General features: G+C 68.1%; 14 protein-coding genes. 10 read left to right on the forward strand and 4 right to left on the reverse strand.

Annotated elements, in window-relative coordinates; translation table 11 throughout:
* Positions 1-31: 31 nt before the first annotated feature.
* Positions 32-1,483 (reverse strand): tryptophanase, encoded by a 1,452-nt coding sequence (locus CP970_RS07395; RefSeq protein ID WP_055548250.1) that lies wholly within the window; start codon positions 1,481-1,483, stop codon positions 32-34.
* 1,780 nt (positions 1,484-3,263) lie between these two features.
* Here CP970_RS07395 and CP970_RS44800 point away from each other — a divergent pair.
* Positions 3,264-4,115, forward strand: a complete 852-nt coding sequence (locus CP970_RS44800) for a hypothetical protein (protein ID WP_224058307.1) — start codon at positions 3,264-3,266, stop codon at positions 4,113-4,115.
* Positions 4,116-5,089: 974 nt separating this feature from the next.
* Here the strand turns inward: CP970_RS44800 and CP970_RS44805 are convergent.
* The gene (locus CP970_RS44805; protein ID WP_055548246.1) at positions 5,090-5,344 is read right to left on the reverse strand and encodes a hypothetical protein; all 255 of its coding nucleotides are present in this window, start codon (positions 5,342-5,344) and stop codon (positions 5,090-5,092) included.
* A 54-nt stretch (positions 5,345-5,398) separates the two neighbouring features.
* On the opposite strand from CP970_RS44805, the gene CP970_RS45945 reads away from it, so the two are divergent.
* Complete coding sequence (locus CP970_RS45945) at positions 5,399-5,710, forward strand: restriction endonuclease (RefSeq protein WP_224059172.1); 312 nt, start codon at positions 5,399-5,401, stop codon at positions 5,708-5,710.
* 523 nt (positions 5,711-6,233) lie between these two features.
* Complete coding sequence (locus tag CP970_RS07420) at positions 6,234-6,416, forward strand: hypothetical protein (RefSeq protein ID WP_055548241.1); 183 nt, start codon at positions 6,234-6,236, stop codon at positions 6,414-6,416.
* Between the two features lie 127 nt (positions 6,417-6,543).
* On the opposite strand, the gene CP970_RS07425 is transcribed toward CP970_RS07420, so the two are convergent.
* Positions 6,544-7,029, reverse strand: a complete 486-nt coding sequence (locus CP970_RS07425; RefSeq protein ID WP_055548239.1) for an Asp23/Gls24 family envelope stress response protein — start codon at positions 7,027-7,029, stop codon at positions 6,544-6,546.
* 451 nt (positions 7,030-7,480) lie between these two features.
* On the opposite strand from CP970_RS07425, the gene CP970_RS07430 reads away from it, so the two are divergent.
* The 4 genes from CP970_RS07430 (at position 7,481) to CP970_RS07445 (ending at position 10,150) form a co-directional block, all read left to right on the forward strand.
* Positions 7,481-7,930, forward strand: coding sequence for an STAS domain-containing protein (locus CP970_RS07430; protein ID WP_055548237.1), 450 nt, complete (start codon positions 7,481-7,483; stop codon positions 7,928-7,930).
* Between the two features lie 56 nt (positions 7,931-7,986).
* On the forward strand, positions 7,987-8,592 hold the full coding sequence (locus CP970_RS07435; protein ID WP_055548234.1) for a hypothetical protein: 606 nt from the start codon (positions 7,987-7,989) through the stop codon (positions 8,590-8,592).
* On the forward strand, positions 8,589-9,350 hold the full coding sequence (locus CP970_RS07440; RefSeq protein ID WP_224058310.1) for a GAF and ANTAR domain-containing protein: 762 nt from the start codon (positions 8,589-8,591) through the stop codon (positions 9,348-9,350). Before CP970_RS07435 ends, CP970_RS07440 begins: the two co-directional genes overlap by 4 nt.
* A gap of 83 nt (positions 9,351-9,433) precedes the next feature.
* The gene (locus tag CP970_RS07445) at positions 9,434-10,150 is read left to right on the forward strand and encodes a GAF and ANTAR domain-containing protein (protein ID WP_055548232.1); all 717 of its coding nucleotides are present in this window, start codon (positions 9,434-9,436) and stop codon (positions 10,148-10,150) included.
* 442 nt (positions 10,151-10,592) lie between these two features.
* Here the strand turns inward: CP970_RS07445 and CP970_RS07450 are convergent, their stop codons facing one another.
* On the reverse strand, positions 10,593-11,426 hold the full coding sequence (locus tag CP970_RS07450) for a DUF1206 domain-containing protein (RefSeq protein WP_224058312.1): 834 nt from the start codon (positions 11,424-11,426) through the stop codon (positions 10,593-10,595).
* A 174-nt stretch (positions 11,427-11,600) separates the two neighbouring features.
* On the opposite strand from CP970_RS07450, the gene CP970_RS07455 reads away from it, so the two are divergent.
* From CP970_RS07455 to CP970_RS07460, 3 genes are all read left to right on the forward strand, one after another.
* Entirely contained in the window at positions 11,601-12,896 is a 1,296-nt protein-coding gene (locus CP970_RS07455) for a diacylglycerol/lipid kinase family protein (protein WP_055548230.1), read from the forward strand.
* 4 nt (positions 12,897-12,900) lie between these two features.
* Complete coding sequence (locus CP970_RS45500; RefSeq protein WP_263406792.1) at positions 12,901-13,026, forward strand: hypothetical protein; 126 nt, start codon at positions 12,901-12,903, stop codon at positions 13,024-13,026.
* A gap of 63 nt (positions 13,027-13,089) precedes the next feature.
* Entirely contained in the window at positions 13,090-13,692 is a 603-nt protein-coding gene (locus tag CP970_RS07460; RefSeq protein ID WP_224059175.1) for a hypothetical protein, read from the forward strand.
* The last annotated feature ends 30 nt before the right edge of the window (positions 13,693-13,722 follow it).

The following is a 13,722-nucleotide window of genomic DNA, read 5'->3' on the forward strand; positions in this document are numbered from 1 at the left end:
GCAGATCAGGGGATCGCGGACAGGCGGCGGGCTACCGGCCGACTGCGCCGAACAGCGGCTCGGCTGCCAGCGGCCTGAACCGTGACTGGAAGAACCGCAGCGTTGATGGCTCGTAGGTGAACTCCACACCCGAGCACAGCGCTTTCCGCCCCTCGTGCAGCCGGATCACGCTGTCGGCCACCACGTCCATGTGACCTTGCGTGTAGACGCGGCGTGGAATGGTGAGACGGACCAACTCCAGGCTGGGATAGCGGTTATGGCCCGTGGCCGGATCGCGGCCTGCCGAAACCGCACCTCGCTCGGTGGACCGGATACCCGCATCGAGATAGAGCGCGCAGGTCAGCGTCTGAGCGGGAAACTGCTCGCGGGGCACTTGCGCGAGGAACGCCGTCGCGTTCAAGCACACCGCGTGCCCGCCTACAGGCCGCACGATGGGCACTCCCGCCCTGGCGATTCGGTCTCCGAGGTAGGCGACTTGCTCTATGCGGGTGCGGATGCTGGGCTCCTGCACCGACTCCTCGATTCCCTGGGCCACCGCCTCCAGGTCACGGCCCGCCATCCCGCCGTAGGTGTGCAGGCCCTCGTAGACAACGACCAGGTTCCGCGCCTGCTCGGCGAGGTGGGGATCACGTACGGCGAGCCAGCCGCCGATGTTGGCGAAACTATCCTTCTTCGCCGACATCGTTGCGCCATCGGTCTGTGCGCAGATCTCCCGAAGGATCTCTGCGACCGTCCGCTCGCTCCAGCCAGGCTCGCGCTGCTTGATGAACCAGGCGTTCTCCACAGCCCGGGCGGCGTCGAGGATCACCGGGATTCCGTGCTGTCGGGTCAGCTCGCGAACCTCGGCGAGATTGGCCATGCTGATGGGCTGGCCGCCGGCCATGTTGACCGTCGCGGCCAGGGACACATAGGGGATCTGATCGGCCCCCACCTTGGCGATCAGCTGCTCCAGCTTGCCGAGGTCCACATTGCCCTTGAACGGTAGATCCGCCTCCGGGTCATGGGCCTCATCGACGATGACGTCGTGGAAGATCCCTCCGTTGAGCTCCTGGTGCTCACGCGTGGTGGTGAAGTACATATTCCCCGGGACGTGATGGCCCGGTCGGATCAAACAGCGCGAGAGGATATTCTCCGCCGCCCGCCCCTGGTGTGTGGGAATCACCTCGTCGTAGCCGTAGAAGTCGCGCACTGCCGCCTCGAAGCGATAAAAGCTCCGCGACCCCGCGTACGACTCGTCCCCCAGCATCACCCCGGCCCACTGACGGTCCGACATCGCGCTGGTCCCCGAGTCGGTATACAGGTCGATGTACACCAACTCGGCTGGCAGAAGGCCCACGTTGTATCCCGCCGCTTCCAGGGCAGCCTTTCGTTCTTCCGGACTTGTCATGCGGATCGGCTCGACAGTTTTGATCCGCCATGGCTCCGCGGGATGGCGTGCGCTGGCTAAGGTATTCAGAAGACCTGAAGTTTCGGATGTACTCATGGAAATAGCCTCTCGATCGGAGGGTGCTAGAGCATGCAGAGACTTGTGCGGCGGGCCTGCGATGAAGCCCCGACTCAGATGGTCGAAGGCGATTCGATCGCCGAGGGTCGACGTGCGGCGCGCGACAGAGGGGACTGCGGGCCGTGTAAGGCCGCCAAGGAGATCCGCTTCATGAGTAAGGCAGCCCGGCGTTCCATCGGATTCTTGATCACGCAGTCGCGAGGCAACGCACCCCGACGGATGCGGCGTTGCAGCTCATGAGCGGCGAAACGAAGGGTGCACGGCCTGTCTGCGCTGGGACGGGCTGTCCCGGTGGGGGAGGATGCCGGGCAAGGGCCTCTGGACGTAGAGAGGGCAACCACCCCGACGATGTCGAAAGGTCACCGCCTGAGCGGACGCGATGAGTCGCCACCCTGTCCGGCCCTTGCGTGTGTGAAGTCGTGGCGGCGCAATCCCGTACCCCGGTGAACGGGAATCTGAGCGTTGCCTGGCAGAGAACGCAGCGTCCATATGTGCCAGCCCTCGCCCCGGCAGCACCGCAGAGAGACATTGCGGTGCGGGCGGTTGGGACGGCCGGTCCGCGGTACTCGCAGCAGTAATCGTTGACAGATCTCGCCGTTGCGCGACCGAAGGGATGGAGCAACGAAGCATGTGGTGCAGCGAACCCCACCAGGACCGCCAGGGCAGCACTCGTGTGCTTCGCCAACAGCCGATTGTCGAATGCCTCGCGTACGAGCCGATACGGATCAGCATCCTGGTGGAGTTCGCAGTCTGAGGGCAAGAGCGAGTTGTGCAGTTGAGGTCGAAGGGGGACCGGTTCCGCTGCAAGGGTGCTGCCGTCCCGAAGGAGGTGGCGTGCATGTGGAAATACCTCTGCCGAACCGCTTTCGACGCCAGATGCGCGAGTCCGCATGTCCCGTCGACCCGGTGCCCGGCATCCCCATCCGGCACGCACCCGCGCACCCGCCTGCTCGTAGAACTCGACGTGCGGGTGCGGAAGATGCTGTCCGGTGTCGAGACGGAGCAGCGCGGTCCGGGCAGCGACGACCAGACGCGTGCGGATCGAGAGTGGTCCGGTGGCTCACGCACAAGGCTCCTTCCTCCGCCTGCTCATCGAATGAGCTGCGAGGCCCCACAGGCAGGTACGCGGTGCCGAGGACTGCGATACCACAAACGGGGCATGAGCAGTGCACCACGAACGGACCCGATGGTGCAGCACCCGAGGGCAGTGGACACGGCGCACACGCTGCAACCTTGTGCGCTTGTGAAATTCAGGCAGGATTCCACAGAAGGGAAGAGAGCCATGCCTGGGGCTCCCAATGTTCAATTGCAGTCCCTGTTGCAGGCTTCGGCCTGGAGCAACGCGCAACTCGCCCGGATGGTGGTGGCGGTGGCCGGTGAGCATGGGCGGCACCTGACGTGCAACCGGTCCACCATCAGCCGCTGGCTGGCCGGGCATCAACCTCGCCCCCCGGCCTCGACCTTCCTCCTGGAAGCACTCGCACGAGGGCTGGACAGGCCCATAACTGCACGGGAGGCTGGGCTCTCGCGCGCGCCTGCACCAGACCTAGACCTTTCTGGAGCGGGGCTCGACCCAGTCTTGAGGCTCAATCAACTCACTCTGGCCGATCTCGACCCCATGCAGCGCCGGTCGCGCAATGCCGCTGCCTTCAGCCTCGCCGCACTTGCCGGTCCGCCCCTCTCGGGCCGTCAGCCCCGCTCGCGCCCACTGCGTAGGCCAGCGCAAGCCGTGGGGGCACAGGCTGCCCAGATGCGGGCCATGGCTTCCCTGTTCGCCGAAGCTGCCGAGAACCACGGCGGAGGTAGCACGCGGGCTTCGCTGGCCGCCTACCTCGCACACGAGGTGATTCGATGGCTCCATGTCTCCGCAAGCGAGGAGGACTACCGGCAGTTACTGTCGGCCTCGGCCCAGTTGACCCTGCTCCTGGGAGCCGCGTGCATCGACGATGGCGACCATGGACTAGGTCAGCGTCACCAGCGCACCGCAGCCGAACTGGCCGTCGAAGCGCAGGACCACGGCATGCTAACGGTCGCCTTGCGGGCCATGGCGACGCACGCCTACGAACTGGGCCACCACAACCTTGCCGTGCTGAACCTCGCGGAGCGGGCAGCGCAGGCTGCCAGACATGCACCCCGGGTCACTCAAGCCTACGCACTCGCTCACCTGAGTGTGCTGCAGGCCCATCACGACCGCCGTGCTGCACTCGCGCGACTGGCCGACGCCGAGAGGCTCTACGATCAGGCCGACTCCGCCCCAGGGGCCTTCACGGCCTACCCTCCCGGAGGCTTGCAGTACCAGCGCGCACAGGTTTTCGCCGCGTTGGGCGAAGCACCCAGGGCGGCAGCAGCCCTCACAACTTCACTGCGTCTGCGTACGTCGACTGAGCTCAGAGCCAGCACTCTCACCCACGCGCGACTGGCCGAAGTTCTCCTGGAGATGGGCCACTTGGACAGGGCTGTTGCCCATTGGGCGGAATTCCTGGCAGCCCGCCCTGCCTTGCGGTCAACCAGGACCGCTCACCGCCTCACCGTGATGCGACAACAACTGCGGCCCTACTACAGACACCGGCATGCCGCCCAGTTACTGAACGAGGCGAAGGGCCTCGCCTAGCTTGATGTCATCCCGGCTACGACGTCACCCGCGCGTAGTACTCCGGGATGCGAGGCATTCGATGCCCGTTGCGGGGGAAGGCCAGCGGCGCGAAGAGAACGCACTCCACCCCGCCTGTGCCAGCAGCACGAACGCGAGCACTGCAAAGATACCCGGGTATGAAATATGGGCCGACTGCACCGAAGCCGCCAACCCCAACGGAAGCAGGAAACCCAGATACGCCAATGAATAGTAGGCTCCCGTAGCCTGAGTGAGGCCTCCCGGTTCCCCGATATGCTGCATTTCCAGAAGGCCCGCCATTACCCCCAGGCCATACCCTGCTCCAAGCAGTGATACGGCAACCAGCATGAGCAACGGGGAGTGTTCCCGCGCAGTGAACACTGCGGGAACCATGGCCAGCGCGGTCACCAGTTGGGCCCCTACAAAACCGCGCGCGCTGCCGCGGTGATGCAAACGGCGCCCGAGCGGTTGAACACATAGACCGACGACGAAGGTGAGAGCGGTAAGCAATCCGGTATACGCTGCAGACCAACTGTCGACGCCGCGTTCCACCAGGCCAGGTAGCGTTACTATAGCCAATGATATAGAGCCGAATACCCACGGAGCTGCCGGTGCTATCAGCCAGAGGAACCTTTTCCTGTGCACATCTTTGTGCTGCTTGCCAATATCGCGGTTGAGGGAATTCGCCTTAATGCGGCTGGTGGCCTCGCCGTGCTCCTGCTGGTAGCCGGACTCCAGGGCGCGAGATACTGGAGCGCAGGATCGCTGTCGCCGACGACGAGCATCTGCACGCCGCCGTCCGCTGGGACAACGAAGACCACCTGCTCGAACAGGCCCTACTCGTCCTCCGGACGCACTGCGACAACCTCGGACGCGAGCGCCACCACGCCCACCGCCGCGCGGAGCATGACCCGTATCTCCATGATCCCGAGTGCACCCGCACCACCGCTCGCTGTGCTCTCGCCGCCATGCGCCTACGGCAACTCCTGGTCCAGGAACTGGCCTGGGCACGCGAGGACGTCACTGAAGCCGAGCGACTCCAACAGAAACCGCGGTCGGTGCACGTGGCGAAGCGGGTAGAGCGGTACCGCCGGCACCCACACAGCACACCGGAGCTCGACGCGGTCGCGGACTTGCTCCGCCACCAAGCCGAGTCCGCCGCCCGAGTCGGGGTACTCCTCGCGGAGGATCGTGATCGGCTGCACGCCCTGGCCTTCGAGGAGCAGCAAGCCCAGGTCTTCTTGGCCTCACCGGCGAGCACGAGCCTGAGCCAGATCCGTGCGATGTCCTCCCACCAGTTTGAGCGGCTCATCTCCGACCTGGTGGCCCGCGACGGACTGGACGTCGCACAGGGGCACGGCGACCCGCACGACGGGGGCCTCGACGTCATCGCCATCACGCCAGGCGGGGACAAGCCGGCCATCCAATGCAAGCACACCGCGAAAGAAACACCCGTGGGAATCGCGGCAGTCCGCGAACTGAACGGCATCGCCGGCCCCGTACATCACACTGACATCACGACAGCCCCTATGAGCGGGATCCTGACTGTAGCTGTCCGACCAGGTGGAAGACCTCACGGGCCGCGTAGCGTTTGAGGCAACGCGGGATGGGCACCGAGGGCAAGCGTGCTGTCCTGGGCACGTAGGCAGGGCACTGTGTGCAACGTCCCCTGTTCGCGTGCCGCGCTTTCGGATTCACACAGCATCGAAGCGGGCCCGTCCCCATCTGAGGAATTCGGCGGTGAGGCGCCGGAGAGCAGCAAGTTCAGCCACGGGAAACGCGGGGTTCTCGCACGGCACATCCCTTTCCACTGGAACCGCATGGGGTTCACCGCCCGCCAGCAAACCATCTGTTCACGCGCCGCCTGAGAGGCGGTGATCGGGATTGGCTGAAGGGCTCCGCCGAACAGCAGCAGCGAGGCCGGGCCCGCTTCTCCGACACGCCTGATGTTCTTGGTGGCGAAGTCCCGGCACGGGAAACCGGAGCCGCGCGTAATCTTCCCGCGTCATCCGTAAGTTGGTGCTGCGCACGCGTGATCAGGGTTGAGTGGGGACCTCGTCTGTCGGCATGGCCACCGGAGTCGCCTGTGGCTCGCCGTTCATCGGCAGGAGAAGACAGATGCTGGCATTCGTGGCGGCCGTGCTCTTCGTCATCGCCTTCGTCATCCACGCGACCGAGACGTCGACCGAGGCGGTCTTCAGCCCGACGAGTCTCATGCTCGTCGGGCTTGCCCTCCTCGCCGTGCACTCTGGCGGCGTGGGGGCCGGATGGTCCCCACGAGGTCGCGGACGCCGGCGCTGAGCCAGGTCTTCGGGCTCCGACCGGTCTGTCAGACCTGTGGCCGAGGACCCGGACACAGTTGTCGCCATGCCGCGCGCGAAGCGCCCGCTGAATCCGAACCGCCGCACGCGCCTGCTTGAGCGTGGCGCTACTGCACCCGGCCCTCGCTGGTCTCTGTGGTGTCCTCTCCGGGCAGGTGTACGTCGTTGACGGAGATGTTCACTTCGGCGACTTCGAGACCTGTCATCCGTTCCACCGCCGCGATCACGTTCTCGCGCACGTCCGCAGCGACCTCGGTGATGCTCACGCCGTACTCCACGACCACTTCCAGGTCGACGGCGGTCTGCTTCTCGCCGACCTCGACCTTGACACCGCGTCCCGCACTGGAGCGTGCGCCGGGGACGCGGTCGCGCATCGCACCCATGGTGCGGCTGAATCCGCCTCCCAGTGCGTGGATTCCGGGCACTTCGCGTGCGGCGATCCCGGAGATCTTTTCCACGACCCCGTCTGCGATGGCCGTCTTGCCGCGGGTGGCCGCCGGCTCCCTCGCTCCGGTCTGCAGCCTCGTGCCGACGACGGAGGGGAGCTCTCCGGGGTGGGGGTTGTGCTGGGTCTGGCTGATCGGCTCCGTCACGCGAAGCCACCTCCTTGGGGGTTCACGGACTTCCCGGCGCGGACGACCGTCGGTCGCCGCGTTTCGTACCGGCCTCCAAGTGCCTTGTGGCACAACGGACATGCCCATCAGGTACCGCTGGACCGGGCCAACGTCCAGCCCCTGAGAACGGGCGGCTTCCGGCCGCCTTCTGCTGCGGGATGGGGACTATCCTGAGGTACGGACGTCCTGGACCCCGGCGGACCTGTTGTTGCTCGACACAGATGGCTGCGGGGAGCGGACCCTCTTCGTCCGATCACCCGGCGCATCCCCTGGAGGGAACGGGGCAGGCTCTCTGTCCCCTGGACAGATTGCCGGACCGTCCGTTCGCGGCCTCCGCCGAATGCATTCCCCTGCCGGGAACGCCCGTGGAGGAGCCGGTGGTCCGGCCACATCCCATGGCTCTGCCGGCAGGTCTCTGGAACGAGGCATCATGCCCCTGCCCCCGTTGAACATCTACCGGCACGACAGAAGGACCCGGGCCCTGATCACCCTCGCCGGCGAGATCGACCTGGAGACGGTGCCACTGATGCGCACGACCCTTGAGCGGTGCCTGCGCGACGGCGTGCGCACCATCGACGTCGACCTCACCCCTGTCACCTTCTGCGACTGCAGCGGTCTCAACGCCTTCGTCGAGACGTTCCTGCGCACCGCTGCCGCCGGCGGGGCGCTGCACCTGCACTACCCGCCGCCCATGCTGGCCTGGATGATCGAGCTCACCGGTTCCGGCTTCTTGCTCGGGGATCTTCCGGCCGTTCCAGGCCCGGTTTCTCGCCCTGCTGTCCTCTTCGCCGCCGCACCGGTCCCGCTTCCCGTGGCGGGCTTCGAGACGTCGCATCGGCTGGTTCCGGCCGTCTCCGCTGTTTCGGGCGGTGTGCTGTGATGACCTGGCCCCGGCGGGATCCTTCACGGGCGCCCGTTGGCGACGAGTCGTCCGACATGGCCGGGGTGCGGCTGCGGCGGGTGAACCGCTGGCTGGCGGAGGACATGCGCCAGGATCTGGCGGATCTGTACACGGCTTCCTGTGAGACCGAGCCCGAGGAGGAGTACCGCAGTCGCGGTCGGGAGGATTTCCTGAGCCGTCTCGCCGGTGATATCCGCAGGCCGGGGTTCGCCATGGTGATCGCGGAGACGGACGGCCTGGTGGGCTGCGCCTTCGGATTCCCGGTGCGCGGCGACGGCTCCTGGTGGCACGGCTTCGACGGTGCGCTGCCGCGCAGTATCGAGCAACTCACCGAGTCCGACAGTGTTTTCGCCGTCACCAACGTCCTGGTCCGCCCGCATCCGCAGGACGACGACCTGGCCTGCCGTCTGCAGGAGCGGCTGCTGGCCGGCCATCAGGCGTCGCTCGGCACCACCTTGGTGGATCCGGCCGATCGCCCGGCCCTGGATGCCTTCCGGTCCTGGGGGTGGCAGGACATCGGAGAGATCTGGAGGCCGGGCCTGCCCACGGTGTTCCGCGTGCTGGTGCTTCCCCTCGGAGAGCGAACCGTGGAGCGGCTGGAGGGACTGGGGCATCACGCCTGGACCCGGTGGCCGGGGTGACGCCCAACAGCCGGTCGTCCCGTATCCGCGTGCTGGTCGCCGAACAGGCGGCCCGACGCGGTGCCCGGGTCGGTGTGCTGGATGTGTGCACCGCGGCGGTGACCTCGCTGCCGGTCGGCGGGGCCGGGATGTCGGCGATGTCCCGGACCGCGGCGAGCCATCCGCTGTGCAGTACCGATGACATCAGCGAACGGCTGGAGGAGCTGCAGCTCACGCTGGGCGAGGGACCGTGCGTGGACGCCTTCACGCACGGCGCGGTCGTCCTGGCGCCCGACCTGCGGACCGGTGAACTGCAGGACTGCTGGCCCGTGTTCGCCGATGCGGCTCTGGAAGCCGGAGCTCTCGCGGTCTTCGCGCTCCCCCTGCAGATAGGAGCGATCAGCCCCGGGGTTCTGGATCTCTACGCGCAGGTCCCGGTCCGGTTGGGCGCGGAGGAGCTGTCCGACGCACTGGCTTTCGCCGATTTCGCGACGCTGGTCCTGCTGGACGCCCGGATCGACGCGACGGGCGCACCACCCGACGACGACGGAACCACAAGGCGCATCGAGGACCTGGGCGGGTACCGGGCGGAGATCTCCCAGGCCACCGGCATGCTCACCGTCCAGCTCGGTGTCGGTCTCGACGAAGCCTTCGCCCGTCTGCGCGCCCACGCCTATGCCCGGGGGCACCGGCTCACCGCCGTGGCCGCCGACGTGGTGGCCCATCGGCTCCGCTTCTCTCCGGACACGGAGCCGACCCGGACCGACGAGGACACCTGATGCCCTCGTCGGTCCGAGCAGCGCGCGACGCTGCACTCCCCGTCCCATTCCGGCAGGACTAGCTTCTTTAAAGGGTGTTGACGATGAATGAGCGGCTCCTGGCCAAGACTTTCGTCGAGTTGGCGGACAATTTGGTCGCCGACTTCGACCTGATCGATTTCCTGCGGCTGCTGACCGACCGCTGCGTGGGGATGCTCGGGGCGAGCGCGGCCGGGGTGCTGCTCGCGGACCGGGACGGCGAGTTGCGCGTGATGGCCGCCTCCGACGAACAGGTGCGCCTCCTTGAGCTCTTCCAGCTGCAGAACGACGAGGGCCCCTGCCTGGACTGCTTCCGCACGGGCGCCCCGGTCTGCGTCCCCGACCTGCGTACGGAGACCGCCCACTGGCCTCGTTTCGCCGTCCAGGCCCGGCTACACGGGTTCGGCGCGGTCCAGGCCCTGCCCATGCGGTTGCGCGACGAGGTTGTCGGCGCGCTGAATCTCTTCCGGTCCGCTCCCGGACCCTTCGACCCGGTCGGTACGCCCATTGCCCAGGCCATGGCCGACGTCGCCACCATCAGCCTGCTGCAACAATGGTCCACCCAGCGCAACACGGTCCTCAACGAACAGTTGCAGGCCGCGCTGAACAGCCGGGTACTGATCGAGCAAGCCAAAGGCAAACTCGCCGAACGCCACGACATCGACATGGAACAGGCATTCACCGCTCTACGCCGCTACGCCCGCGCCCACAACCGCCGCCTGTCCGACGTCGCCCGCGCCCTCATAGACGACAGCGAGCCCCTGGCCGGTCTGGCGTCCTGACTCGTGCCACGAAGAGCTTCGGCTGCCGTCGCGGTATCACCAGAGTTCTCGGACGACCGTTCTGGTTGACGCATCCTTGGCCGAACAGCCCCGCATGGACACTCGGGGCGCGGGCAGAGTCTCTGCGCCGGGAGCGCGGCCCGGTGCGGCCTTCTGCAGCGAACGCCGTGCCGGCACATCTAGGGGGAGAGGGCTCCCATGGGGCCGACGTACTCCCGCGTCGTCGGCGTCCATGGTCGAGGTGGGCCCGACCGCGAGTGCCGGAAGGGGCCCGACCGTGGTCGGGCTCGCGCGGATCCAGCATCCACCCCGTACAGGAGAATTGCGCCTGGCGTGATGAGACTGGGTAGCCGCATCGGTTGCGGTCCCGAGCCGCGCTGCGAGTGCGACGGTCTAGTCCAGCTGCGCTCGATGCAGACCTGGTGGCTGTGGTGGTCCCTGGTCACAGGCGGCGCCAGCGGGCCGAGGCGAAGGAGAAGGCGCCGAAGAGGATCAGTCCGATCGCCACGGCGACCAGGAGCCAGGGGCCCGCCGGGGTCTGTGTGAAGCTGCGGAGCGTGGCGTCCACCCCCTTGGCCTCGTCCGCGTCGAACTGGACGGCTGCGATCAGGATGAAGATGCCTGCCGCCGCGAACACCGTGCCGCGGGCCACGCCGCCGCCCACCCCCAGGCCGGTCACGATCTGCCGGGTGCGGTGACTCATCGCGCCCACGTCCAGCTGCCGCAGGAACTTGCGCAGGGCCGCCCGTACCGCGAGCACGACACCGATGCCGATCAGGAGGCAACCCGCGGCCCCCACAAGGAATTGGCCGTACGACAGCTTCAGCACCGATGCCGTCCAGTCCTGCGACTTCGCGTTGCCGCTGGAGCCCTGGCCACCACCGGCGGCGAACCGGGCGGTGATCCAGCAGACCGACGCGTAGAAGATCGACCGCCCGCCGTCCAGAAGCCGTGAGGCGGCCTTCCGCTTCGGCCCCCTGCTGAGCACCGCGCGGGAGCCCCGCCACAGCGCCATGCAGCCGAAGCCCACGACCATCGCCCACAGCATCACCTTCCCGAAGGGCTGTTCCGCGACCTGGTCCAGCGCTCCTTGGCGATCCGCCGACTCCCCGCCGCTCCCCAGGGCCATCTGGATCGCCAGGGCGCCGATGAGGACGTACACGACACCACGCGCCATGAAACCCGCCCGGCCCGCGGCGGTCAGCGTCTCCTCCTTGGCGGCGTGGGCGACAGAACCTGCACCCCGGCCTCCGTCCTGCGCTTGGGACGACGTCACGAGGTCTCCTCCCCATGGCCATGTGCGCGCGAGGCGCGTCCTGGCCCCCCGGGTGCCCCCGCGAGGAGGCGTGATGCGCCGTACCCACAGCAGCCTGTTCACCACCGGCAGGGGTACTCGGCCGACATGCGAACCCATGAACCGCGCCCCGGCGAACGCGCAAAGCTCGCTTCCTTGGCCGCGAAGGGCCTGACCAGCACCCGCAGCGCGCGCCGGGCCGCCTTGCGCGGCACCGGCTCGCTGGCCCTGGCCTGTACCACCATCCAGGCCGCCACCAAGGTGCTCGACAAGCGCCGCCCGCTGCGGCATCCGCCGAGCGGGGTGGCGTCCTCCCACCGCACGGCCGGTGCAGCCGCCTTCGCGACCGCCGCCACCCTGGAGACGCCCCGGCTGGGGGCCGCCCTCATTCCCGTCACAGCGGGCATCGCCCTCTCCCGCCTCCGCGCGGGAGCACACACGCCCGGCCGCGTTCTGGTCGACGTCGCGTTCGGCGTGGGCATCGCCGTGGCAACCTGTCGCTGGTGGCCGCTGCACCGCGACGAGCCCGCCGACAGCGCCCGGCCGAAGCTCCCGGTGCCCGCCCTTCCCGCAGGCGAGGGCCTGGTCGTGGTCGTCAACAGCGACGCCGGCGGCGAGGTCCCGGCCGAAGTCGAACTGCGCACCCTGCTGCCCAAGGCGGACCTGCGGCTCTGTGAAGCCGGCGAGGACCTGCACACCGTGCTCCGGCAGGCCGCCGCGCAGGTACAGGCGCGCGGCGGCGCGCTCGGCGTGGTCGGGGGCGACGGAACGGTCAACGCGGCGGCCGTGCTCGCCGCCGACAACCGCCTGCCGCTCGCGGTGTTCCCCGGCGGCACCCTCAACCACTTCGCCGCCGACCTCGGACTGCCGACCTTGAAAGAGGCCGCCGACGCCGTCGAGGCGGGCCACGGCGGCACCGTCGACCTCGGCAGGATCACCGGCGACGGCACCTGCGCGTACTTCCTCAACACCTTCAGCATCGGCGTCTACCCCGAACTCGTCCGCGCCCGCGAAGCCCGCGAGACGTCCCTCGGCACATGGCCCGCCCTCGCCATCGGCCTGCTCCGCGTCCTCGCCGAAGGCGCCCCCATCAACGTCACCCTGGACGGACAGCCCCGGCGGCTGTGGCTGCTCTTCGCCGGCAACAGCCGCTACGACCCGCCCGGCTTCGCCCCCTCCTACCGCCCCACCCTCGACGACGGACTCCTCGACCTGCGCATCGTCGACGGAAAGCGCCCCTTCGCCCGCACCCGCCTCGTCGCGGCCTTCCTCACCGGGACCCTCGCCCGCTCCCGCGTCTACCAGGAGACCACCGCCATCCGACTGCGCATCGACGGCGTGGGAAGGACCGGCGACTACACCCGCGACGGCGAAGTAAGCCCCGCCTGCGACACCCTGGTCCTCGACAAGAGGGTTCGCGCACTCACCATCTACCTCCCTGCCTCACAGTGATCTCGTGCCGCTAACGGACGACAACGCCGTGCCGATCCGGGACTATGCTGCCCAGCAGACGTCCCAGACCCCGGCGGCGCACTGCCAGTTGGCCACGATGCCTGTCCTGCACGTCCACCCGGTCTCCTGAACCGAGGCACCCATGCGTACTCCCCAGCACCCGCATGAACCCGACAGCTCACAGCCGTCCACCATGGGCGCGGTGCGTCTGCGCCGGCTGAACCGCTGGCAGGCGGAGGGCCTTCGGGAGGATCTGGCGGATCTGTACGTCGAATCCTCCCCCGCTCCGCCCGGTGAGGAGTTCCACGGGCGGGAGGAGTTCCTGCACCGCCTGGCGGACGACGTACAACTGCCGGGCTTCGACATGCTCATCGCCGAAGCGGAGGCGCTGGCCGGGTGCGCATACGGAGTCCCGGTGGCGCGCGACGGCTCCTGGTGGGAGGGGTTCGACGGCGCTCTCCCACGAAACCTCGAGCAACTCACCGCGTCCGGGCATGTTTTCGCGATCACTGAAACCGTCGTCCACCCGCACGGGCATGCCCGCGGACTCGCCCGCCGGCTCCAGGAGCGTCTGCTCGCCGACCATCAGGCGTCCCTCGGCGTCACCCTGGTCGATCACACCGATCACCCAGTCCGTGCCGCCTTCACGGCCTGGGGCTGGCAGGAGGTCGGACAGGTCCACCGGCAGCCGCCCGGCCCAACAGCCCTGCGGGTACTGGTCCTTCCTCTTGGTGAACGCACGGCGGAGCATCCCGACGGCCTCGCTCACAATGCCGGGACCCAGCGGCCCGAATAGCCGACCGCGCCGACCGGACGCGGAGCGTGT

This window comes from Streptomyces kanamyceticus (genome assembly GCF_008704495.1).
Lineage (GTDB): Bacteria > Actinomycetota > Actinomycetes > Streptomycetales > Streptomycetaceae > Streptomyces > Streptomyces kanamyceticus.

What these genes read in the sequence shown, in the direction of transcription:
- CP970_RS07395 (WP_055548250.1), bottom strand. Translation starts at nt 1,483, where the DNA reads ATGAGTACATCCGAAACTTCAGGTCTTCTGAATACCTTAGCCAGCGCA.
- CP970_RS07420 (WP_055548241.1), top strand. Translation starts at nt 6,234, where the DNA reads ATGCTGGCATTCGTGGCGGCCGTGCTCTTCGTCATCGCCTTCGTCATC.
- CP970_RS07460 (WP_224059175.1), top strand. Translation starts at nt 13,090, where the DNA reads ATGGGCGCGGTGCGTCTGCGCCGGCTGAACCGCTGGCAGGCGGAGGGC.
- CP970_RS07435 (WP_055548234.1), top strand. Translation starts at nt 7,987, where the DNA reads ATGGCCGGGGTGCGGCTGCGGCGGGTGAACCGCTGGCTGGCGGAGGAC.
- CP970_RS45945 (WP_224059172.1), top strand. Translation starts at nt 5,399, where the DNA reads ATGTCCTCCCACCAGTTTGAGCGGCTCATCTCCGACCTGGTGGCCCGC.
- CP970_RS07430 (WP_055548237.1), top strand. Translation starts at nt 7,481, where the DNA reads ATGCCCCTGCCCCCGTTGAACATCTACCGGCACGACAGAAGGACCCGG.
- CP970_RS07445 (WP_055548232.1), top strand. Translation starts at nt 9,434, where the DNA reads ATGAATGAGCGGCTCCTGGCCAAGACTTTCGTCGAGTTGGCGGACAAT.
- CP970_RS44800 (WP_224058307.1), top strand. Translation starts at nt 3,264, where the DNA reads ATGGCTTCCCTGTTCGCCGAAGCTGCCGAGAACCACGGCGGAGGTAGC.